This window comes from Devosia sp. SL43, from assembly GCF_021729885.1.
GTDB lineage: Bacteria > Pseudomonadota > Alphaproteobacteria > Rhizobiales > Devosiaceae > Devosia.
Window position 1 is genome coordinate 3,854,143 of sequence record NZ_CP063401.1, and the last position, 20,631, is coordinate 3,874,773.

Genomic DNA, 20,631 nt, shown 5'->3' on the forward strand with positions numbered 1-20,631 from the left:
GGGTGCGTTCAGAATGGGCCGGCTATAATCTCCATCGTTCAAATGGAGAACCGACATGCGCGTCAACGTGACAAGAGCTATCCTGACGGCGGTATCGATCCTGGGTGCAAGTGTACCGGCATTGGCAGCGCCCGCGGACTGCGAGGCCCTGGCCGAGGCATATGGTAAGTTGGGAACCGTTCCGGCCTTCCGCCAGCAGGTGGAGCAGGATGGCACCAAGCTGGAAACCATCGCCGTCGGTGACAACCTCTACATGAACATGGACGGCGAATGGACCGCGCTGCCGCTGTCCCCCGGTGGGCGCGCCGCCATGTTCGAGGGCACCTTCGATATACTGCTTATCAAGGAGTGCTCGGTTTCCGGTGAAGAAATGCTCAATGGCAAGGCAATGGTGGTCTATGACTACGTGCTGCCGCCGATCGAGGGGCTGAGCACCGAGCCGATGCCGCAGAAGGTCTGGGTGGGCAAGGATGACGGATTGCCATACCTGGTCACTAACCCGACCGGCCAGAGCATCGTCAGCTACGAAGGCGTCGAAGCGCCGCTTTAGTCCCGCGCCCTGAACCGCCGCTGATAGTCCGGATCGTAGAGCGAACTTTCGCGGAAGTCGGCGGCGCCAAGGCCGCGGCCGACGAAGATGATGGCCGTGCGCTCCACCGGATCGGCGGCAAAGCGGGCTGCGATATCGGCCAGCGTCCCGCGGATGATCTTTTCGTCTGGCCACGAGGCGTGGAACACGATGGCCACGGGGCAATCGGCGCCGTAATGCGGCGTCAGCTCGGTCACGACACGATCAAGGGCGTGGATAGCGAGGTGGATGGCCAGCGTCGCGCCCGTGGCGCCGAAGGCGGCCAGGGTTTCGCGCTCAGGCATGGGTGAAGCGCGGCCGGAGATGCGGGTGAGGATGAGGCTCTGGGCCTCGGCCGGGATAGTCAGCTCGCGACCCAGTGCGGCGGCGGCGGCGGCGAAGGCCGGCACGCCGGGGGTCAGCGTATAGGGTATGCTGAGGCGATCAAGCCGGCGCATCTGTTCGGCAACCGCGCTCCAGACGGAGAGGTCGCCGGAGTGAAGGCGGGCTACGTCTTCGCCGGCGGCGTGAGCGCGGACATATTCGGCTTCGATCTCGTCGAGCGACATCGGCGCGGTATCGATAAGGCGGGTGCCGGGGGCGCACCAGGCGAGCATGTCCGGTGGCACGATGGAACCGGCATAGAGGCAGACCGGGCAGGTCTGCAGCAGGTTCATGCCGCGCACGGTGATGAGATCGGCGGCACCGGGGCCGGCGCCGATGAAATGGACGGTCATGGCTTCACCCACACCCACTGCGTGATCGGCATGGCGGGGCGCCAGCCGGTCATGGTGCCGACGGCATCGGCGCGGGAGACGGCGATGCGGGTGAGGTTTCCGCCGAGTTCGGCATGTTTGGCGATGAGGATGGCCTCAAGTTCCAATGTCACGGCATTGGCGACGAAGCGTCCGCCGGGGCGTAGGGCCGCGATCGCAGCGTCGAGCACGCCAGGGTCGGAGCCACCGCCGCCGATAAAGATGGCATGCGGCGGAGGCTCAAGTCCGGCAAGGGCGGCGGGCGCCGTGCCGGTGACCAGCTGCAGGTCGGGCACGCCGAAGGCGGTGGCGTTACGCAATATCCGGGCGCCGCGTTCGGGGTCGGCTTCGATGGCGACGGCGCGCAGGCTTGGATCGGCCAGCATCCATTCGATGGCGATGGAACCGGAGCCGGCGCCGATATCCCAGAGCACTTCACCACGGCGCGGGGCCAGGGCGGACAGTGTCAGGGCGCGAACCTCGCGCTTGGTGATCTGGCCATCATGCTCGAAGAGGCCGTCGTCCAGCCCCGGCGTCAACGGCAGAATGCGGGCGCCGGGCAGGGCGACGACGCTAATGGCGCAGATGTTGAGCGGGTTGATGTCGGTCATCGTGAACTGCATGGCGACATGGCTGCGGACGCGCTCGTCGGGGCCGCCGAGTGCTTCGAGCACCGTGATGATGGAGATGCCGAAACCGGATTCGGTGAGCAACTTTGCCAGCGCGGCGGGGCCATGCTCGTCCGAGGTCAGCGCCAGGATGCGCGCGCCGGTATGTAGGTGCGGGCGGATGAGGTCCAGGGGGCGGCCGTGGAGGGACAGCGTCAGCACATCCTGCAGCGGCCACCCCAGTCGCGCCGCGGCGAGGCTGAAGGACGAGGGATGCGGGAAGACGACCATCTCGCTGGCGTCAATCCGCCGGCTGAGCGTGGCGCCGACGCCGTAGTGGAACGGATCGCCCGAGGCGAGCACGCAGACGGACTGGCCGCGCAGGGCAATGATGGCGTCGATCGAGGCCGCGAAAGGGGTGAGCCAGGGGCGGGGTTTGCCGGAGATGGCGGCAGCCGCCAGCTCAAGGTGCCGGTCGCCACCGAAGACGTAGTCCGCACTGGCGATGGCGGCCTTGGCGGCCTCGCCCAAGCCAGGCAGTCCATCTTCGCCGATGCCGACGATGGAGAGCCAGCTCATTGCGGGCCTCCGGTTGAACGGGGCGAATAGACCAGCGGCGACCGGCCCGGACGTTCGATAAGCCGGGTCTCCGGCGAGCCGATGATGACGCAGGTCGCCATATCGGCCTTGCCGGGGTCGGCCTCGGCCAGCGTCATGATGGTGATCGCTTCGTCCGGCCGACCGGCGGCGCGGCCGAAGATGACGGGCGTAGTCCAGGGCAGTACTTCGCGCAGGATGGCAAAGGCGGTGCCGAGCTGGTGCGGGCGGGCCTTTGAGATGGGATTGTAGAGCGCGATGACCAGCCCAGCGATGGCGACGGCACGCAGGCGGGACTCGATGACCGTCCAGGGCTTGAGATTGTCCGATAGCGAGATCGCGCAGAAATCGTGGCCGAGCGGTGCGCCTGCACGGGCGGCGACGGCCAGCATGGCCGTGACGCCGGGGATGATGGCAAGGTCGAGATCGCGCCAGGCGGGCGGGCCGGCTTCCATGGCTTCCAGCACAGCGGCGGCCATGGCGAAGACGCCCGGATCGCCGCCTGAGACGACACAGACCTGCTCGCCGGAGGCGGCAGTGTGCAGGGCATCCTTGGCGCGGCTCAGTTCTTCGCGGTTGTCGGAGGCGACGCGGCGCTGATCATCCCGCAGGGTCAGGCGATCGAGATAAGGGCCGTATCCGAAGAAGACATGGGCGGCCGCGATGGCAGCGAGCGCTTCGGGCGTGGTCTGGTTGGGGTTGCCGGGGCCGGTGCCGACAATGCTGAGGCGACCGGTCATGGGCGGGTGCTCCATCCGGGAACCAGCACGATGGCAAAATAGGGCGCCAGATCGTCGGGTTTGTCGGCAAGGCGCATGGCGTGGCCGTTGGCCATGGTGCCGCGCTCCACATAGACGGCGCTGTCGAGCCGGCCCGCCAGTTCGAGGGCGCGGCGGATCTTGGGCAGGTTGCGGCCGACCTTCATGATCACGGCGCCATCGGTATTGTCGAGGCGGCTGCGCAAATCGACTTCGTCGAGCGTGCCGGGCAGGACCGAGAGGATGTCATCGCCCTGCACCAGCGGCAGGCCGGCCTGTGACCAGCAGCCGGACATGGCGGTGATGCCGGGGATGACCTCGGTGTCGTAGTGCGGCGCGAGGCGGACATGGAGGTGCATGTAGCTGCCATAGAACAGCGGATCGCCTTCGCTCAGCACGGCGACATCGCGGCCGGCATCGAGATGCGCGGCGACGCGGGCGGCGGCCTCCTCGTAGAAGGCCGAGGTGGCGGCCTTGTAGGCATCGTGGCGGCGATCGATCTCGGTGGTGACGGGATACCCGAGCGCTTCTTCGATCTGGGTCGTCAGCCGGTCGGCGATGATGGCGCGCGCATTGCTCGAATTACCCTGCTTGGCGAAATAGGCAACGACATCGGCGCCCTCGATGGCCCTGACGGCCTTGAGCGTCAGGAGATCAGGATCGCCGGGACCGGTGCCGACGCCGAACAGCTTGCCTTTCATATGCCTGTCCTCGCCAGCGCATTGAGGGCGGCGGCGGTCATGGCGGAGCCGCCGAGGCGGCCACGAACGATGGCATAGGGCACCCCGTAGGAGTGCTCGGCCAGAGCAGCCTTGGACTCGGCGGCGCCGACGAAGCCGACTGGCATACCGATAATCGCCGCTGGCTTCGGGGCACCGTCGCGCAGCAGTTCGAGCAGGAAGAACAGTGCGGTCGGCGCGTTGCCGATGGCGACGACCGAGCCCGCAAGGCGCGGCAGCCACAGGCGCAAAGCGGCGGCAGAGCGGGTATTGCCGATCTCGGCGGCAAGGGACGGTGTCTGCGCGTCGCGCAGGGTGCAGATGACGTCATTATTGGCGGGCAGGCGGGCTGCGGTGACGCCGCGAGCGACCATTTCCGCATCGCAAAATATAGGGGCACCGCCTGCAAGCGCTGTGCGGGCGGCGTCGACAAAGCCTGGGCCAAACTCAAAATATTGCGCGGCATCGACCGAGCCGGCGGCGTGGATCATGCGGATGGCGAGTTCGGCCTCGTCGGGGCTGAAGCGGCTGAGGTCGGCTTCGGCCCGGATGATGGCGAAGGACTGCCGATAGATGGCGTCGCCGTCCTTGATGTAGTCGTATTGGGGCATCGTCATCCTTAGCGGGCGGCGGCCACGGCGGACTCGATCTGGTCCACGCGCAACACCGTGGCAGGCGTATCGCCCGCCCGGCCCGATCTGACAAGGCCATAGCCGTCCGGCCGGCCCACCAGCGTGATATCAGCGGGTCGCGGGTGGGCGCAGCCCTTGTCGCATCCGGCAACGTGCAGGTCGGTGGCGGGTGCAAGGCGCGATGCGAGCTGGGCGGCGATGGCGCGAGCCGGGATATGGCCGGAAGCACAGCCGTCGCTGCCAATGCAGGCGCTGATGCGAGTGCGCGGGTCATCTGGCGCGGTGATGAAACCGAGGGCGGCTGCCTCCGTCATGAAGGCCGGCGTTGCCCCCACGGCGAGCAGGGCATGATGCGGCGCCAGGCGGAACGCGGTGACGCCGTGCCGACGGGCCGCCGCGGCGAGGGCGGTGAGGGTCTTGTGGTCGCTGCTGCCGAAGGGCAGCGCGATGCCTGACGCTGTGGCGTCGCGCAGGGCGAACTGGCCGATCGGCGAAACATCCTTGCCAGGGCGGGGTGCAGCGGCTGTGCCGGGAAGATCGTCGGCGCGCGCGTGTTTGCCAAGATTGGCGATCTGGCGCAGATGCCCGAGTGTGATCATCAGTGCTTCGTTGCGCAGGATGACATCGCTTCGTCCGCCGACCGAGCAGGCCCATTGGTTCGAGCCGATGGCGGTGAGGCGAATGTCGGCCTTGAGCGAGGACAGGTTCAATCGACCATTGCCGTCGACGACAACCGTCACCTTGGGGCCGAGTCGAGCCGCCAGCAGTACGGATGCGGCGCGGATAGAAGCGGCCAGCGGGCGGGGATCGGCGATTTCGGTTGGATCATCGCCGGCCAGCGGCGGAGTCTCGACAACCAGGCCGCGCATGATCTTGAAGACGGTCTCCGCACCACGGGCGAACGGCGCGGCGGATGTGTTGGTGAGGCCACGCACCTGCAGGTTGCCCCTATCGGTGACTTCGATCAGGCCATTGCCGTGCTCGGCGGCCAGGGCACAGATGGCAGAGAGCTGGTCCGGCGTCATCCTGGCGCCTTCGATACGCAGGCGCGCCAACAGGCCATCGCCGGTCTGCATGGGCGCATCGAGCGTCGGGCAGGCGCCGCGGCGGTGGCTGGCGATGGGTAGGACGACGGACATGGGTGTGGTTTTAGCGGATTGGAGGGTTGGGGGGAACAGGTGCTTCAGTCGACACCCTCCCCCTTGAGGGGAGGGATCAAGGATGGGAGTGGCCACACGCACGGGACTCGCGGCGAAATACCCCCACCCTGCTCGATCACGAACTTAGCGAAGCGCTAAGTCCTATCTCGCTTCCCTCCCCACAAGGGGGGTGAGTCCGGTGGGTGGGGTGAGAGTTGTTCGATTCTGGAGCCGCTAGTCCCGCTTCCGCAGCAGATACGTATCCATGATCCAGCCATGCCGCGCCCGCGCCGCCTTGCGCGTTTCGACGATCTGGTCGCGCACATCGCCCAGCCGACCGGCGATGGTGATCTCGTCGGCCGTACCGAGATAGGCGCCCCAGAAGATGTCGAGGTCGGGATCGGCAGTCATAAACGCCGTCTGTCCGTCCAACATAACCACAGTGTCGTCAGTCACCTCGCCCAGCTTGCGCCCGGTGGTGATGTGGACCGCCTCGCCGATGCGGTTGAGGGCGATGCCGTGGGCGGCGGTGAGGGCCTGGATGGAGGTGATGCCGGGAATGATCTCGATGGCATGGTCGGCGCGCAGCCGGTCGACGATGCGGATGGTCGAGTCGTAGAGGCCCGGATCGCCCCAGACGAGGAAGGCGCCGGCACCGTCGTTGGGAACGTCGGTCAGCAGCTCGCGGAAGATGGCGGCCAGGGACGCGTGCCAGTCGTCGACGCCGGCGCCGTAGTCGGGGTTGGCTGCATCGCGCCTGGGCACCGCGTATTCGACCGAACGGCTCATCGGATTGGTGACATAGCGGGCGATGATGTCCCGGCGCAGGTCGGCCAGGTCGGCCTTGCCGGCCCCCTTGTCGGGGATGAACAGCACATCGGCGCGGTTGAGCGCGTTGATGGCCTGGACCGTCAGGTGCTCGGGATTTCCGGCGCCGATGCCCACGATGAGGATGGTTTTCATGGCCCAGCACATGCCACCACCAGAGCCAGTTGACAAGAATTCAACCAAACAGTATAACACCAATTGGTTGAATAAAGATTGGTTTGAACGAAATGACCGACCCGCTGAGCACCACGCTGGCTGCACTTGCTGACCCGACGAGGCGAGCAATCCTGGCCCGCCTCTCCTTGGGTGAGGCCAGCGTCAACGACCTGGCGGAACCCTTCGACATGACGCTGGCGGCCGTCAGCAAGCACATCAAGGTGCTCGAAACGGCCGGTCTCGTGTCCCGTGGCAAGCAGGCGCAGTACCGCCCCTGCAAGCTCGAGGCTGCGCCAATGCGCGACGTGGCCGCCTTGATCGAGTTCTACCGCAAGTTCTGGGAACAGAACCTCGATCAGCTCGACGCCTATCTCAAGAAACTGCAGACCCCCGAAACCGACACCAAGAACTGAGGAGACGACAGATGAACGCCCATGCAACGCAGAACCTGTTCAAAACCGAACTGCCGGCCGACGAGCCGCTGATCATCATGACGCGCACATTCGATGCGCCGCTTGACCTGCTATGGGCCGTGTGGACCCAGCCGGAGCACGTGGCCTATTGGTGGGGTCCGCGCGAGGATAACGAGATCGTCGAATATGACGTCCGGAAGGGCGGCAAGTGGCGGATCATCTCGTCGATGACGGACGGCGACAAGGTGACGTTCTTCGGCACCTATCTGGAGGTGACGCCCAAGACTCTGATCCGCAACACCTTCGTTGTGGAAGGCATGTTCGAGGAGGACGATCGGTTCTACGAGGAGCACCATTTCGAAGAGCGCGACGGCAAGGTGTTCTACCGCTCGGTATCCAAGCTGGAGAGCTTCGAACAGCGCCAGGGCGTCATCGACAGCGGCATGGAATGGGGCGCCAACGCCAGCATGGCCAAGGTCGATGTGATCCTGGAACGGCTGAAATCAGCGCAGTAGCTACGCCTTGGGCTGAGGCTCATCGGCCGTTTCGGCGAGGAAATCGCCGAGGCGGTCGAGCCGCTTGACCCACATGGTGCGGCGGTCGTTGAGCCATTGCTCGGCCAAACTCAGGGCCTCGGGCTGCATCTGCACGGTGCGGACCCGTCCGACCTTTTGCGACGACACGAGGCCGCTATTCTCGAGCGCCGCCAAGTGCTGGACCACGGCGGGCAGGGACATGTCGAAGGGCTTGGCCAGCTCACTGACCGAAGCCGGTCCACGACTGAGACGGTCGATCATGGCGCGACGTGTCGGGTCGGCCAGCGCCTGGAACATGAGATCGAGATTGGTCGGCTGTTGGTTAAGCATAGCGTTAAGTAACAAAGTCGATCCGCCCATGTCAATCGACTTGACCTTCCCATTGGGCAATCCGTCAGAACGGCAATCACCAATCAATGTAGGAGATTTGCGATGAAATCGCTGTTGCTCGCGTCCGCTGTCATTCTCGGACTGGCGGCACCCGCCGTCGGGCAGGATCATGCTGGTCACGGCATGGTTGGCACGGGAAGTGCCGCCACCGAGGCCTACAAGGCCGCCAATACCAAGATGCATACCGACATGGACATCGACTATAGCGGCGATGCCGATGTCGACTTCATCCGGGGCATGATCCCGCATCATCAGGGTGCGGTCGATATGGCGCGGATCGTGCTGGAGCACGGCGCCGACGCCGAGGTGAAGGCGTTTGCGGAGGGGATCATCGCGGCGCAGGAGGACGAGATTGCCTGGATGGAGGCGTGGCTCGCTAAGAAGGGGCTTTAGTCCCGTCCTACCCTGCTGACCGAGTTGCGCACGATCAGCTCACTGCGCAGCAGCACTTCCTTCTTGGCGGGAGGCTTGCCTGAGAGCAGCGCCAGCAACAGGTTCATGGCTTCCTCGCCGATGCGGAGGCGGGGTTGCTTCATGGTGGTCAGCGCGGGGGTGACGAAGCTGGCGAAGGAAATGTCGTCAAAACCCATCACCGAGAACTGGCGCGGCAGGTCATACTTGCGGGCATTGAGGGAAATGATGACGCCGAGCGCCGTGGCGTCGTTTACGCAGAGGAAGGCGGTGGGCAGCACGTCGCGGACGAACATCTGCTCGGTGGCAGCGCGCCCTGACTCCGTGGAGCCGTCGCCATCAAGGATCAGGCGCGGATCGACTGGGATGCCGGCACCGGCCAGGCCGGCACGATAGCCCTGCTCGCGCAGGATGTTGACTGCCTTGCTGGTCGAATGGCCGATAAAGGCGATGCGACGGTGGCCCTGCGAGATCAGGTGTTCGCACGCGATCCGGGCACCTTCGAAATTGTCGACGCCGACAAATGGCACCTCGTCGTCAGGCACGGGCTCGTTGACAGCAACCATGGGTGGCAGGCGCGACTCGCCGCCCTCATTGCCGAAGCCATAGGGCAGGTGGCCCGTGAACAGAATCAGCCCATCGGCCTGGTTGGAGCTGATGAAGCGGAGGTAATCGGTTTCGCGGGCCGGGTCGTTCTGCGTATTGCCGATCAGCACGCCATAGCCGCGCTTGCTGGCCTCGGTCTCGAGCCCGACCAGGATATTGGAAAAGTTCGGGTCGCCCACATCGGGCGCCAGAATCAGGATCATGTTGGATCGCCGCATGCGCAGCGAACGGGCCATGGCATTGGTGGTGTAGCCGGTACGCGCGACGGCCTCGGTGACGCGGCGGCGCGTTTCGTCGGCGACCTTGGACGGCTCGTTGATAGCGCGGCTGACCGTGGCGATGGATACGCCGGCGATCGCCGCGACGTCCTCGATTGTGGCCAGTTTCTGGTGCTGCAACCTAAGCCCCGTCCATCCCTGGCGCCCGCGTTTGCTGCCTGTAGCAGATGGCGCGGAGGACGCCAGACCCTCCTCTAACGGTGATCCCGTTTTCCATCTGTGTAAACCTTTACATGGATCATGAAAACCTTTACATGCTTGATGAAGGACGGAGAGACGGGCCCAAACCCGCCGCGTTCGAGGGAGGGGCTTCCACTATGACCAGTGCCGAAGGCACGCCTGGGCCTGCAATCCTGTCGGCGAACAGGGTCAGCAAGTCGTTTGGCGAAATTCCGGTGCTGTTCAGCATCGATTTCGACATTCGTCCCGGCGAAGTCCACGCCATCATCGGCGAAAACGGCGCGGGAAAATCCACCCTCATCAAGATTTTGTCGGGCATCGAGCAGCCGACTTCGGGTTCGATCAGCTATGACGGCCAGATGGTAACGCTGCCGCCCAACGGTGCGGCTGAGGCCATGGGTATCGTACTCATCCACCAGGAACTGAACCTGGCGGAAGACCTGACGGTAGCGGACTCGATATTTCTCGGTCAGGAACTCAAGAAATTTGGCTTCCTCGACGTGCGTGAGATGCGCAAGCGCGCCGCCGCCGTCATGGAAACGCTGCATGTGCATGTCGATCCCGACGCACGCATCAATACGCTGTCGGTGGCCGACAAGCAGATGGTGGAAATCGCCAAGGCCATCAGCCGCGACGCGCGCGTGCTGATCATGGACGAGCCGACGGCGGTGCTGTCGATGTCCGAGACGCAGACCCTGTTCGAGCAGATCCGGCGCCTCACGGCACGCGGCGTGGCGGTGATCTTCATCAGCCACAAGCTCGACGAGATCATGGAACTGGCCAATCGGGTGACCGTGCTGCGCGACGGGCAGTTGATCGCCACTGTCGGCATGGAAGCGCTGACGCCCGATTCCATCGCCCAGATGATGGTGGGCCGCGAACTGTCCAACCTCTATCCGCCCAAGCACGAGCCCGATGTCGATGTCCCCGCCGTTCTATCGGTGCGCAACCTGGTGGCGCGCGGCGTAAAGAACATCTCCTTTGACTTACGCCGGGGTGAAATCCTCGGCTTTGCGGGACTGATCGGCTCGGGCCGGACGGCAGTGGCGGAGGCGGTCGTTGGCCTGATTCACCGCAGCAGCGGCGAGATCGCGCTTGATGGCAAGCCTGTCAATTTCGTGCGGGTCGCCCAGTCGGTCGATGCGGGCATCGCCTACATGACCAAGGATCGCAAGGGCAAGGGCCTGCTGCTCAATATGGGCCTCCGGCCAAACCTGACGCTGCTGACGCTGAAGAAGCATCTGCGCGCCGGCTTCCTCGATACCGGCAGCGAGACGAGGGCGCTTGAGCGCGCGGTGCGCCGGTTCGATATCCGCGCCCGTGACGCCTCGGTGGCGGTTGGCCGCCTTTCGGGCGGCAACCAGCAGAAGCTGATGCTGGGCAAGACGATGGAAAGCGAGCCTGAGATCATCATCATGGATGAGCCGACGCGCGGCATCGATGTCGGCACCAAGCAGCAGATCTACCACATCATCGCGGCCCTGGCGGCCGAGGGTAAGTCGATCATCGTCATCTCATCGGAGATGCAGGAAGTGATCGGGCTGAGCCACCGCGTGGTGGTGATGCGCGAGGGGCGGCTCGCCGGCGTGCTCGAGGGCGCCGAAATCACCGAAGCAGAAATCATGCGGTACGCCGCCGGCATCAAACAGAGTGACCACAATGACCGCATCAGCGCCTGATACCGCGGCCAAGCCGACACGCGCCTTCCGCCTCGATCTCAAGACAGTGGGGCCACTACTGGCGCTGGCCCTGCTGATCCTGCTGGGTATCTCGCTCAACGAAAATTTCCTGACCTACAACAACCTCACCAACGTGCTGGCACGCTCGAGCTTCATCGGCATCATCGCGATCGGCGCGACGTTCGTCATCACATCGGGCGGGCTCGACCTGTCCGTCGGTTCGATGGCGGCGGTGATTGCCGGCGTCATGATCATGGTGATGAACTGGCTGATTCCCAGCATGGGCATCAGCTGGAGCGTCGTGCTGGCCGGCATGGCTGCCGGCATTCTGCTCGGTGGAGTCGCCGGCGTGTTCAACGGCATGATGATCACGCGGGGCCGTATTGAAGCCTTCATCGTGACGCTGGGCACCATGGGCATCTTCCGCTCGCTGGTGACGTTCCTCGCCAATGGCGGCACGCTGTCGCTGAACTTCGAAGTCGCCGACGTCTATCGCCCGGTCTATTACGACGGCCTGCTTGGCGTGCCCTATCCGATCATCGTCTTTGCCCTGGTGGCGATCGCCGGCGAAATCGTCATGCGCCGCACCGCCTTCGGCCGCCACTGTGCCGCCATCGGATCCAATGAGCAGGTAGCCCGCTATTCCTCGATCAATGTCGATAACGTCCGCCTGATGACCTACATCCTGCAGGGCGTGCTCGTCGGCGTCGCTGTGCTGCTCTACGTGCCGCGCCTCGGCTCGGCCTCGAGCACCACTGGCGTGCTGTGGGAACTGGAAGCCATTGCCGGTGTGATCATCGGCGGCACGACGCTCAAGGGTGGCTATGGCCGTATCTGGGGCACCGTCGTCGGCGTGGTGATCCTCGGGCTCATCGGCAACATCCTCAACCTGCAAAGCCTGATCAGTCCCTATCTCAACGGGGCCTTCCAGGGCGTCATCATCATTCTCGCCGTGCTGCTGCAACGGGGCAGCCGCCGCACCTGAGCGAGCAAGAATTTACATCGCCCATCCAAGGGCACTTACGGGAGGACTACGCATGAAACTGGCTAAATCCCTATTGGCAGCGACGGTTATCGTCGGCGCCCTGGGCGGCGTTGCCGTCGCGCAGGACAAGATCGTCATCGGCGTTTCGGTTCCGGCGGCCGATCACGGCTGGACCGGTGGCGTCAACTACTTCGCCCAGCAGGCCATCGAGCGCCTCGGCGCCACCTATCCGGATGTCGAGTTCGTCTTCGCTTCGGCGCCCGACGCGCCCAAGCAGATTGCCGACATCGAGGACATGGTCGCAACCCGTGGTATCGATGCGCTCGTCATCCTGCCGGGCGACCCGGACGCGATGACTTCGGCCATCAAGCAGGTCAAGGACTCCGGCAAGTTCGTCACCGTGGTTGACCGTCAGCTGTCGGTCGACGGCGTGGAAGACCTCTACGTGGCCGGCGACAATCCCGGTCTCGGCGCCAACGCTGCCGCCTATATCAAGGAACAGCTGCCCGAAGGCGGCAACATCGTCATTCTGCGCGGCTTGCCGATCCCGATCGACCAGCAGCGCTTCGACGGCTTCATGGCCGGTATCGAAGGCAGCAACATCACTGTTCTCGACGACGAATTCGCCAACTGGAACCGCGATGACGGCTTCAAGGTGATGCAGGACTTCCTGACCCGCTTCCCTGACATCAAGGCCGTGTGGACCCAGGACGACGACATCTCCCTGGGCGCCATCGAAGCCATCAAGCAGGCTGGCCGTGAAGGCGAAATGTTCATCGTCGGCGGCGCCGGCATGCAGCAGATCCTGCAGGCCGTTGCTGCGGGCGACGCGCTGACCCCGGTCGACGTCAGCTACAGCCCTGCTATGATCGCCACCGCGATCGAACTGACCACGTCCCACCTCGTCGGTGGCATCCACGTCAACGGCCGTTTCGTGCTCGAATCAACGCTGATCACCCAGGACAATGCGGCTGAATACCTGGACGCCGACAGCCCGTTCTGATTGGTTCGCTGATCAAGCAATGCGGAGGGCGCCCGGTGGGCGCCCTTTGTCTTTTGGGAGCGGCGCCAGCCAAGCGCTGTTGGAACCTCGTGCCTCAAGCCGCTTCCGGCGTATACCCCGCCTCGCGAATGGCTTCCTCGCCCTTCACCCGGTCGCCGGTAAACTCCACCCGGTGCGTCGCCAGGTCCACCGAGATATCAGCCCCCGGCAGCGCCTCCTCCAGTGCCTTGCGCACCGTGCCCACGCAGTGGCTGCAGGTCATGTCGTTGACGGCGAAGATGGTCTTGTCGGTCATGTCAGTGTCCTTTCGAAATGGGGTGCTCGCCGGCCAGGTCGTCGAGAATGGGGCAGTCCGGGCGGTTGTCGCCGCCGCAGCAATGGGCCAGGTGCTTGAGGGTTTTGACCATGCCCTGGAGTTCGGCGATCTTGCTTTCGAGCGCCTGGATATGGCCGGTCGCAATGTCCTTCACCTCGGCGCTGGCGCGTGTCTTGTCGTGCCAGAGGCCCAGCAGGGTGGCGGTTTCCTCCACCGAGAAGCCCAGCGTTCGCGCCCGTTTGACGAAGCGGAGCACGTGGACTTCGTCCTCGCCATAGACGCGGTAGTTGCTGCCGGTGCGCAAGGGCGCGCGGATGAGGCCGATGGATTCGTAGTAGCGGATCATCTTGGCCGATACGCCCGTGGCGCTGGAGGCTTGGCCGATATTCATGCGGATACTCCTTTGACGGCGCGCAGGCGCTGGGCGTTGCCCACGACAAAAACCGAACTCAGCGCCATGGCGCCAGCGCCGATCATCGGATTGAGCAGGATGCCGAAGGCGGGGAACAGCACGCCCGCAGCGACGGGGATGAGCAGGATATTGTAGCCGAAGGCCCAGCCGAGGTTCTGCCAGATATTGCCCATGGTAGCGCGGCTGATGGTGAGGGCGTTCAGCACGCCCTTGAGGTCGCCGCCGAGCAGGACCACATCGGCGCTTTCGATGGCGGCGTCGGTGCCGGTGCCGACAGCGATGCCGACATCGGCTTCGGCGAGGGCAGGGGCGTCGTTGATGCCGTCGCCGACATAGGCCACCGGGCCGAACTGGCGCAATGACTTGAGCGTCGCAACCTTGTCCGCCGGCAGGACTTCGGCGCGGACCTCGTCGATGCCGAGCTGGCGGGCGATGGCCTCGGCGGTGCGCCGGTTGTCGCCCGAGATCATTGCAGTCTTGAGCCCCAGCGCATGCAGCGCATCGATGACCAGCTTGCTGGAGGGCTTGATGGTGTCGGCGACAACGATGGCCGCTGCGAGCTTGTCATCGATGGCGGCAAAGACGGGAGTCTTGCCTTCGTCGGCGAGTTTTTCGATCGCGCCGGCAAAATCAGAGAAATCGAGGTGGCCGAGGTGACGCTCTGAGCCTATCGAAACCAGCCGGCCATCGACGCGGGCGGTGATGCCATTGCCGGCATGGGACTGGAAGTCGGTGACGGCGCCAAGCGGGAGGCCGGCTTTCTCTGCCGCCGCGACGATGGCGGCGCCGATCGGGTGCTCGGATTTGGCCTCGACGGCCGCAACCAGCGCCAGGACTTCGTCATGGGTGAAATCGTCGTCGAGGATGAGGTCGGTGAGGGAGGGCTTGCCTTGCGTCAGCGTGCCGGTCTTGTCGAAGGCCACGACCTTGACGTCGCCGAGCTGTTGCAAGGCTTCGCTCTTGCGAAACAGCACGCCGAGTTCGGCAGCGCGGCCGGTGCCGACCATTATGGAAGTCGGCGTGGCCAGGCCCATTGCGCAGGGGCAGGCGATGATGAGAACGGCAACGGCGTTGACGAGGCCGAATGTATAGGCGGGGTCGGGGCCCCAGATGGCCCATACGGCGAAGGTGGCGATGGCGAGAGCGATGACCACAGGCACGAACCAGGCGGTGATCTGATCGACCACGCCCTGGATCGGCAGCTTGCCGCCCTGAGCTTCCTCGACCATGCGGATGATCTGCGCCAGCATGGTATCGCCGCCAACCTTGGTAGCGCGATAACGGAAACTGCCCGATGTATTGAGCGTTCCGCCGATGACGGTGGCGCCGACGCCGCGCGAGACGGGCAGGGGTTCGCCCGAGATCATGGACTCGTCGATATGGCTGGAGCCTTCAATGATTTCGCCATCGACTGACAGCTTCTCGCCGGGGCGGATAACGATGATCTCGTCGACCGCGACCTGCTCGATGGGCAGTTCGACAATTCTGCCATCGCGCTCGACGCGGGCGGTCTTGGCCTGTTCCCGCACGAGGCGCTGGATGGCCTCACCGGTCCGGCCCTTCGCGATCGCCTCAAGCCAGCGACCGACAAGGATCAGCGTGACGATGACGGCCGCGGCTTCGAAATAGACGTAGCGCGTCCCATCGGGCAGCAGCTGCGGGGCGAAGGTGGCAACCGTCGAATAGAGATAGGCCGCGCCCGACCCCAGAGCGACCAGCGAGTTCATTTCGGGGGCACCGCGCAGCAGGGCGGGAATGCCAATCTTGAAGAAGCGCCAGCCGGGGACGAACAGCACGATGCTGGCGGCGACGAAATAGGCGGGCCACAGCACGTCCATTGAGACGACCGACATCAGCCACATGTGGAAGGGCATATAGAGATGCCCCAGCATTTCGAGCGCGAAGAGCGGGAGGGTGATGACCGCAGCGATCAGGGTGTCGCGGCGAAGGATGGCGGCATCCTCGTCGTGGTGATGGTGGCCGACATGATCGTGGCTGTGGTTTTCGGGCGTCTTGCTGCCCTTGTAGCCGGCCTTGGCAATGGCGGCGAACAGGGCATCGACATTGGACGTGTCGCCGAGCTGCACAGTGGCGCGCTCGGTCGCCAGGTTGACGGAGGCCGACGTGACGCCGGGCACCTTGAGCAAGGATTTCTCCACCCGCGCCACGCAGGAGGCGCAAGTCATGCCTTCGATATCGATGGAAACGGGCTTGGCGTGGACGTGTTCGTTCATGATGGTTCACCTCGTCCGTGGGTATATAGACCTTCCCATGATGGGAGGGTCAAGGGGTTACTGCGACAATCGTGGGCAGTGCATGCGGCAGGATGGCGCTGCGACCTTTGCGCAGGTTAAAGTGCTGGCGGCGCGAGCCTATATGGACGGTGTCAGGAGACGACATGCCATGCAGCCCGTCCGCAACGACATCCACAACTCCACCATTCCCGTGCTCTGCCAGAGCTGTGAGGCTCGCCACCAGGGCATATGCGGCGCGCTGACGCCGGAGCAGCTTTCGGCCCTGGCGCGACACACGCGACGGGTGCATCACGATGCGGGTGACGAGCTGCTGGCCGATGCCGAGCCGATCACCAGCTACGGCAACGTGCTGCGCGGCGTGGTCAAGCTGTCCAAGGTGCTGGAAGATGGCCGGCAGCAGGTGGTGGGGCTGCAGTTTGCGCCTGACCTGCTGGGACGGCTGTTCGCCAATGAGAGCCGGGTGACGGCTGAGGCGGCGTCGGATGTCGATCTTTGCATGGTGCCTAAGGGCGCGATGGAAGCTTTGGTGCGGGAAAATCCTGCGCTGGAGCATCGCGTCATGCTGCAGACGCTGCGCGAGCTCGACGAGGCGCGCGACTGGATGGTGACGCTGGGCCGAAAAACGGCTGCCGAGAAGGTGGCGAGCTTTCTTTATCTGATCGCCAGCCACATCGATCCCACGGGGGAGGTCACGACCTTCGACCTGCCGCTGAGCCGGACCGATATCGGCGATTTTCTGGGCCTGACCATCGAAACCGTGAGCCGGCAGATAAGCAAGCTCAAGGCCGATGGGGTGATCGAGATCGAGAACTACCGGCATGTGTTGGTGCCGGATCTGGCGCGCTTGCGGGTGCGGTGCGGGTAGGTCACAGCTCTCACCCCACGCTTACTCTAGCCGACCATTTCTGAGTGTCAGCACCCGGTCGATTGTCCCCTCGGGGATGGCTGCATGTGTGACCACGATGACTGTGCGACTCTGCGCGGCCACATGCAGGGTTTCGAAGAATGCCACCTCCGCCGTGCGATCGAGGCCTGTCGTCGGCTCATCGAGCAACAGTATCTTTGCATCGGACAGCAGCACGCGGGCCAGGCATAGACGCCTTGCCTGACCGACCGAGACGGTGCGGCCACCTTCTCCAATAAGGGTATCGAGCCCCAACGGCAGCGTACGGACGAAAGGTTCGATGCCGGCGGCGGCGAGGGCGTCCCACAGCGCTTCGTCATCCGCGTTGGGGCGCGCGAGCAGCAGGTTGGCGCGGATGGTGTCGTTGAACAGCGGGCTGTCCTGGCTGAGCAGGGCCAGGCTGGCATGGACATCGGCTTGTAACAGCGCCGGAAGGGCTACGCCACCGAGGGTGATCCGGCCCAGTTGTGGTTCGGCTAAGCGAAGCAGCAGCGCTAACAGGCTCGATTTGCCGCTGCCGCTGGGGCCAGTGATGGCGATGTGCTCGCCTGCAGAGGCTTTGAGCGAGAGGTTGCTCAGGATCGAAGGCGCATCATCGTAGCCAAAGGTCAGGTCGGTGATGTTCAGGTCGAATCTCGGGGGCAGAGCGGCGGGCGTCGCTGGATCGGTGATGGCGATCGGCGTGTCGGCGATGGCCCTGAGCCGTTCGGCTGCGGCGATGGCGGTGGTCAGCTTGCCGACGCTGCGCACGATGGTGCTGGTGGCTTCGAAACTGCCAGCAATGGCCAGCAGCAGGCCGGCAAGGACCGGCCCGTCGATCTGGCCGGCAGTGAAGGCGTTGAGCCCCAGCCAGAGCGCGCCGACCAGGGCAAAGGCGGCGAGCGCCTGCACCCCAAAGCCGGACATAGCCGTGAGCGTAGCGAGGCGACCGCGAGCCTGAGCGAGGCGTTGCGCGGTGGAGAGAAAATCAGCTTGAGCCGAGCCGAGGGCGCCGAACAGGATGAGATCGGCATGGCCTTCGATGCCGTCGAGCACGGCGGCGCGGGCGAGGGCGGCACTGGTGACGATGTCGCTACCCACTTTGCGACTGGCGATGACCAGGCCGGTGGGCACCAGCGCGACCGCCGCGGCAAAGCAAATCCCATAGACCAAGGCCGCTGATGGCAGCAGCCAGGCGAGGACGGCGGTGAGTGCGCCGCCGATCAGGAGCGCCGCTGCAATCGGGCCGATAGCGACGAGAAAGGCGGTATCGAGCGCATCGACATCGGCGGTGAGGCGGCTGACGAGGTCGCCATGGCGCAGGCCACGATCGCTCAGCGGCAGGCGGGGAAACAGGCGCGCGAACAGCCAGCTGCGGATGTCGGTCAGCAGGCGCAGGGTGGCGTCGTGCCCGGTCAGCCGCTCGCCGTAGCGCGCGAGAATGCGGATAAACGAGAATGCCCGCACCAGCGCCGAGGGAACGAAGAGGTTGAAGCCCAGGCCTGCCGTGGTCAGCGCTGCCGCGGTGATGAACCAGCCGGAGGTGCCGAGCAGCGCCACGCCGGCCGCCAGCACGATCAGCGACAGCAGCAGGGCGAGCAGCAGGCCCTTGGCCTGGGCGGAAAAGAGGTGGCGGAAAGCGAGGAGGGCTCTCATGCAACGCTCCGCTTGGCGGGCAGGGGTGTCTGAACCAGGGTTTCGCCGGCAATGCGCCAGGCTTTGTCCATGCGGGCCGCGACGGCAAGTGAGTGGGTGGCGATGATGAGCGTACGGCCGCGGGCAAAGCGCTTGAGGTCGTCGAGCACCAACTGTTCGAGGTCGGCGTCGAGATGGGCAGTCGGCTCGTCGAGCAGGATCAGGCCTGGATCGCGTAGGTAGATGCGGGCGAGGGCGATGCGTTGGGCCTGGCCGCCGGACAGGCCCAATCCGCCTTCGCCGAGCAGCGTATCGAGGCCATCGGGCAGCGCATCGGCGAAGCCGGCGACATGGGCGAGTTCGGCGGCGCGGCGGATGTCTGCGGTCGACGCTGTGGGGCGTGCCAGGGCGATATTGTCGGCCATGCTGCCAGCGATGATGCGTGGCCTTTGACCGAGCATAGTGACCCGGTGGCGGAGATCGGGTTCGGGCCAGTCGGCCAGAGCATGATCGCCGAGGGTGATCGTGCCGTCATAGGGGCGGAGCCGCGCCACTGCTTCGAGCAAGGTGGACTTGCCGATGCCGCTGGGGCCAAGGATGGCGATGTGCTCGCCTGGGGCGATGGCGAGGTTGGCGGCGTCGAGGATGACGCTGGCATTGTCGGGAGTGCGCAGGGTGACGGCCGCAAGGGCTAGGGCTAGAGCGCCGGACCCGGTACCGGGATCGGGCGTGGCGAGCGATACGATCTCGGCGGGCAAGACACCGAGCTGGCCTTCGATCTCGCCGATAGCGGCCTTGGCAGAGGCGCGGTCGTGGTAGTGGGCCGCGAGCAGGCGCAGCGGGTTGTAGACTTCGGGAGCCATCAGCAGCAGGAACAGGCCGAGTTCGAGGCTCAGCGGGGTGGTGCGCAAGTGCAGGTAATCGATGAAAGTGAGGCCGACATATAGGGCGATGCCGGCGACGCCGAGGGCGGCGAAGAATTCGAGCACCGCGGAGGAGAGGAAGGCGATGCGCAAGACGCGCAGGGTGCGACGACGCAGTTCGTCGCTGGCCGCAACGATGCCCGCGGTTTCGGCTTCAGCACGGCCGAAGAGCTTGAGCGTGGTGAGGCCGCGCAGGCGATCGGCGAAGCGGCCGGTGAGCAGGGATAGTGCGCGGGCTTGGCGGCGCGTGGCGATCTGGGCGCCCAAGCCTGCCAAAGCCATGAACAGCGGAATCAGCGGCGCGGTGACGAGGAACAGCAGCCCAGCCAGCCAATCGAGCGGCAGGATGATGGCGCCAAAGGCGATGGGCAGCACGGTCGCTTGGATCATCGCCGGCAGGTAGCGGGCAAAGAAGCCATCAACGGATTCGACCTGGTCGATGATCGCGGCGGAGGCCGCGCCAGCTTGGGGTTGGTCCGGCGCGCGAGGTGGGCGGGCGAGAAGCTCGGCGAACAGGGACTGGCGCAGGTGGAGCTTGATGGCTTCTGCGGCAGCAGTGCCGGCGCGGTCGCCGATGGCGGCAAGCCCGGCACGGATAAGGAGAAGGACCAGCAGCAGCGCGATGGCTGGCGCCAGCGTGTCGAGGGCGGCCCTAGATTCGATGGACCGGCCGAGAATATCAGCCAGAGTCCACGCTTGCCAGACGAGCAAGGCACCACCAAGCAGGGGCGCGCCAATGGCCAGACCGAGCCACGGACCGCCGAGACGGCTGAGGCCAGACAGGGTCTTGCCGTTCAGGCGATCGTTGTCAGTCACAGGCGGTGTCCGGTGGGTATGATGGTATCCAGAAAGGGCATGATCGTACAATAAACTGCAGGCCACAGAAGGCCTTGATCTGAATCAAGGCGCGGACAAGCCTCAACGCGCATAGAGTGCGCAGTGACGGCCGCGACTCAGGCGTGCCGC

General features: G+C 65.0%; 22 protein-coding genes. 8 read left to right on the forward strand and 14 right to left on the reverse strand.

Annotation, left to right across the window (positions count from 1 at the left end; all coding sequences use genetic code 11):
* Positions 1–55 precede the first annotated feature (55 nt).
* Positions 56–550, forward strand: a complete 495-nt coding sequence (locus IM737_RS18825; protein WP_236896678.1) for a hypothetical protein — start codon at positions 56–58, stop codon at positions 548–550.
* Here IM737_RS18825 and cobM read toward each other — a convergent pair.
* From cobM to cobF, 7 genes are all read right to left on the reverse strand, one after another.
* Entirely contained in the window at positions 547–1,305 is a 759-nt protein-coding gene (gene cobM / locus IM737_RS18830) for a precorrin-4 C(11)-methyltransferase (protein ID WP_236896679.1), read from the reverse strand. The genes IM737_RS18825 and cobM overlap by 4 nt on opposite strands.
* The gene (cbiE, locus tag IM737_RS18835; RefSeq protein ID WP_236896680.1) at positions 1,302–2,510 is read right to left on the reverse strand and encodes a precorrin-6y C5,15-methyltransferase (decarboxylating) subunit CbiE; all 1,209 of its coding nucleotides are present in this window, start codon (positions 2,508–2,510) and stop codon (positions 1,302–1,304) included. Before cbiE ends, cobM begins: the two co-directional genes overlap by 4 nt.
* Positions 2,507–3,268 (reverse strand): precorrin-3B C(17)-methyltransferase, encoded by a 762-nt coding sequence (locus tag IM737_RS18840; protein WP_236896681.1) that lies wholly within the window; start codon positions 3,266–3,268, stop codon positions 2,507–2,509. The genes cbiE and IM737_RS18840 overlap by 4 nt, the downstream gene beginning before the upstream one ends.
* Positions 3,265–3,987 (reverse strand): precorrin-2 C(20)-methyltransferase, encoded by a 723-nt coding sequence (locus IM737_RS18845; protein WP_236896682.1) that lies wholly within the window; start codon positions 3,985–3,987, stop codon positions 3,265–3,267. The genes IM737_RS18840 and IM737_RS18845 overlap by 4 nt, the downstream gene beginning before the upstream one ends.
* A complete protein-coding gene (locus IM737_RS18850) occupies positions 3,984–4,616 on the reverse strand; it encodes a precorrin-8X methylmutase (RefSeq protein ID WP_236896684.1) in 633 nt (210 codons plus the stop codon). Before IM737_RS18850 ends, IM737_RS18845 begins: the two co-directional genes overlap by 4 nt.
* A gap of 8 nt (positions 4,617–4,624) precedes the next feature.
* Positions 4,625–5,776, reverse strand: coding sequence for a precorrin-3B synthase (gene cobG / locus IM737_RS18855; protein ID WP_236896686.1), 1,152 nt, complete (start codon positions 5,774–5,776; stop codon positions 4,625–4,627).
* A 234-nt stretch (positions 5,777–6,010) separates the two neighbouring features.
* Positions 6,011–6,739, reverse strand: a complete 729-nt coding sequence (gene cobF / locus IM737_RS18860; protein WP_236896687.1) for a precorrin-6A synthase (deacetylating) — start codon at positions 6,737–6,739, stop codon at positions 6,011–6,013.
* 92 nt (positions 6,740–6,831) lie between these two features.
* Here cobF and IM737_RS18865 point away from each other — a divergent pair, with 92 nt between their 5' ends.
* A complete protein-coding gene (locus IM737_RS18865; protein ID WP_236896689.1) occupies positions 6,832–7,173 on the forward strand; it encodes an ArsR/SmtB family transcription factor in 342 nt (113 codons plus the stop codon).
* Between the two features lie 11 nt (positions 7,174–7,184).
* Complete coding sequence (locus tag IM737_RS18870) at positions 7,185–7,688, forward strand: SRPBCC domain-containing protein (RefSeq protein ID WP_236896691.1); 504 nt, start codon at positions 7,185–7,187, stop codon at positions 7,686–7,688.
* Here IM737_RS18870 and IM737_RS18875 read toward each other — a convergent pair whose 3' ends face one another.
* On the reverse strand, positions 7,689–8,039 hold the full coding sequence (locus IM737_RS18875; RefSeq protein ID WP_236896693.1) for an ArsR/SmtB family transcription factor: 351 nt from the start codon (positions 8,037–8,039) through the stop codon (positions 7,689–7,691).
* Positions 8,040–8,141: 102 nt separating this feature from the next.
* On the opposite strand from IM737_RS18875, the gene copM reads away from it, so the two are divergent.
* Positions 8,142–8,492 carry a CopM family metallochaperone gene (copM, locus tag IM737_RS18880; RefSeq protein ID WP_236896695.1) on the forward strand — a complete coding sequence of 117 codons (351 nt, stop codon included), beginning with the start codon at positions 8,142–8,144 and terminating at the stop codon, positions 8,490–8,492.
* Here copM and IM737_RS18885 read toward each other — a convergent pair.
* Positions 8,489–9,514, reverse strand: a complete 1,026-nt coding sequence (locus tag IM737_RS18885) for a LacI family DNA-binding transcriptional regulator (RefSeq protein ID WP_236896697.1) — start codon at positions 9,512–9,514, stop codon at positions 8,489–8,491. The genes copM and IM737_RS18885 overlap by 4 nt on opposite strands.
* Before the next feature lie 197 nt (positions 9,515–9,711).
* On the opposite strand from IM737_RS18885, the gene IM737_RS18890 reads away from it, so the two are divergent.
* The 3 genes from IM737_RS18890 to IM737_RS18900 are packed head-to-tail and all read left to right on the forward strand — an operon-like array spanning position 9,712 to position 13,241.
* Positions 9,712–11,253, forward strand: a complete 1,542-nt coding sequence (locus IM737_RS18890) for a sugar ABC transporter ATP-binding protein (protein WP_236896699.1) — start codon at positions 9,712–9,714, stop codon at positions 11,251–11,253.
* Complete coding sequence (locus IM737_RS18895; protein ID WP_236896701.1) at positions 11,234–12,238, forward strand: ABC transporter permease; 1,005 nt, start codon at positions 11,234–11,236, stop codon at positions 12,236–12,238. The genes IM737_RS18890 and IM737_RS18895 overlap by 20 nt, the downstream gene beginning before the upstream one ends.
* Positions 12,239–12,290: 52 nt before the next feature.
* Positions 12,291–13,241 carry a substrate-binding domain-containing protein gene (locus IM737_RS18900; RefSeq protein WP_236896703.1) on the forward strand — a complete coding sequence of 317 codons (951 nt, stop codon included), beginning with the start codon at positions 12,291–12,293 and terminating at the stop codon, positions 13,239–13,241.
* Positions 13,242–13,335: 94 nt separating this feature from the next.
* On the opposite strand, the gene IM737_RS18905 is transcribed toward IM737_RS18900, so the two are convergent.
* Genes IM737_RS18905 through IM737_RS18915 form a run of 3 tightly spaced genes read right to left on the reverse strand, consistent with a single transcriptional unit; the run spans position 13,336 to position 16,203 of the window.
* A complete protein-coding gene (locus IM737_RS18905; protein ID WP_236896705.1) occupies positions 13,336–13,536 on the reverse strand; it encodes a heavy-metal-associated domain-containing protein in 201 nt (66 codons plus the stop codon).
* A gap of 1 nt (position 13,537) precedes the next feature.
* Positions 13,538–13,948 (reverse strand): Cu(I)-responsive transcriptional regulator, encoded by a 411-nt coding sequence (gene cueR / locus IM737_RS18910; RefSeq protein ID WP_236896707.1) that lies wholly within the window; start codon positions 13,946–13,948, stop codon positions 13,538–13,540.
* Positions 13,945–16,203, reverse strand: coding sequence for a heavy metal translocating P-type ATPase (locus IM737_RS18915; RefSeq protein ID WP_236896709.1), 2,259 nt, complete (start codon positions 16,201–16,203; stop codon positions 13,945–13,947). Before IM737_RS18915 ends, cueR begins: the two co-directional genes overlap by 4 nt.
* A gap of 169 nt (positions 16,204–16,372) precedes the next feature.
* Between IM737_RS18915 and IM737_RS18920 the strand changes: the two genes are divergently transcribed.
* Positions 16,373–17,089 (forward strand): Crp/Fnr family transcriptional regulator, encoded by a 717-nt coding sequence (locus IM737_RS18920; protein WP_236899969.1) that lies wholly within the window; start codon positions 16,373–16,375, stop codon positions 17,087–17,089.
* Between the two features lie 21 nt (positions 17,090–17,110).
* On the opposite strand, the gene cydC is transcribed toward IM737_RS18920, so the two are convergent.
* Together cydC and cydD are read right to left on the reverse strand one after the other, a co-directional pair.
* The gene (gene cydC / locus IM737_RS18925; RefSeq protein ID WP_236896711.1) at positions 17,111–18,763 is read right to left on the reverse strand and encodes a thiol reductant ABC exporter subunit CydC; all 1,653 of its coding nucleotides are present in this window, start codon (positions 18,761–18,763) and stop codon (positions 17,111–17,113) included.
* Positions 18,760–20,481 (reverse strand): thiol reductant ABC exporter subunit CydD, encoded by a 1,722-nt coding sequence (gene cydD / locus IM737_RS18930; RefSeq protein ID WP_236896714.1) that lies wholly within the window; start codon positions 20,479–20,481, stop codon positions 18,760–18,762. Before cydD ends, cydC begins: the two co-directional genes overlap by 4 nt.
* Positions 20,482–20,631 lie beyond the last annotated feature (150 nt).

Excerpts from the sequence above, each read along its gene's own strand:
- IM737_RS18825 (WP_236896678.1), top strand. The coding sequence starts at position 56 with ATGCGCGTCAACGTGACAAGAGCTATCCTGACGGCGGTATCGATCCTG.
- cobM (WP_236896679.1), bottom strand. The coding sequence starts at position 1,305 with ATGACCGTCCATTTCATCGGCGCCGGCCCCGGTGCCGCCGATCTCATC.
- cbiE (WP_236896680.1), bottom strand. The coding sequence starts at position 2,510 with ATGAGCTGGCTCTCCATCGTCGGCATCGGCGAAGATGGACTGCCTGGC.
- IM737_RS18840 (WP_236896681.1), bottom strand. The coding sequence starts at position 3,268 with ATGACCGGTCGCCTCAGCATTGTCGGCACCGGCCCCGGCAACCCCAAC.
- IM737_RS18845 (WP_236896682.1), bottom strand. The coding sequence starts at position 3,987 with ATGAAAGGCAAGCTGTTCGGCGTCGGCACCGGTCCCGGCGATCCTGAT.
- IM737_RS18850 (WP_236896684.1), bottom strand. The coding sequence starts at position 4,616 with ATGCCCCAATACGACTACATCAAGGACGGCGACGCCATCTATCGGCAG.
- cobG (WP_236896686.1), bottom strand. The coding sequence starts at position 5,776 with ATGTCCGTCGTCCTACCCATCGCCAGCCACCGCCGCGGCGCCTGCCCG.
- cobF (WP_236896687.1), bottom strand. The coding sequence starts at position 6,739 with ATGAAAACCATCCTCATCGTGGGCATCGGCGCCGGAAATCCCGAGCAC.
- IM737_RS18865 (WP_236896689.1), top strand. The coding sequence starts at position 6,832 with ATGACCGACCCGCTGAGCACCACGCTGGCTGCACTTGCTGACCCGACG.
- IM737_RS18870 (WP_236896691.1), top strand. The coding sequence starts at position 7,185 with ATGAACGCCCATGCAACGCAGAACCTGTTCAAAACCGAACTGCCGGCC.
- IM737_RS18875 (WP_236896693.1), bottom strand. The coding sequence starts at position 8,039 with ATGCTTAACCAACAGCCGACCAATCTCGATCTCATGTTCCAGGCGCTG.
- copM (WP_236896695.1), top strand. The coding sequence starts at position 8,142 with ATGAAATCGCTGTTGCTCGCGTCCGCTGTCATTCTCGGACTGGCGGCA.
- IM737_RS18890 (WP_236896699.1), top strand. The coding sequence starts at position 9,712 with ATGACCAGTGCCGAAGGCACGCCTGGGCCTGCAATCCTGTCGGCGAAC.
- IM737_RS18895 (WP_236896701.1), top strand. The coding sequence starts at position 11,234 with ATGACCGCATCAGCGCCTGATACCGCGGCCAAGCCGACACGCGCCTTC.
- IM737_RS18900 (WP_236896703.1), top strand. The coding sequence starts at position 12,291 with ATGAAACTGGCTAAATCCCTATTGGCAGCGACGGTTATCGTCGGCGCC.
- IM737_RS18905 (WP_236896705.1), bottom strand. The coding sequence starts at position 13,536 with ATGACCGACAAGACCATCTTCGCCGTCAACGACATGACCTGCAGCCAC.
- cueR (WP_236896707.1), bottom strand. The coding sequence starts at position 13,948 with ATGAATATCGGCCAAGCCTCCAGCGCCACGGGCGTATCGGCCAAGATG.
- IM737_RS18915 (WP_236896709.1), bottom strand. The coding sequence starts at position 16,203 with ATGAACGAACACGTCCACGCCAAGCCCGTTTCCATCGATATCGAAGGC.
- IM737_RS18920 (WP_236899969.1), top strand. The coding sequence starts at position 16,373 with ATGCAGCCCGTCCGCAACGACATCCACAACTCCACCATTCCCGTGCTC.
- cydC (WP_236896711.1), bottom strand. The coding sequence starts at position 18,763 with ATGAGAGCCCTCCTCGCTTTCCGCCACCTCTTTTCCGCCCAGGCCAAG.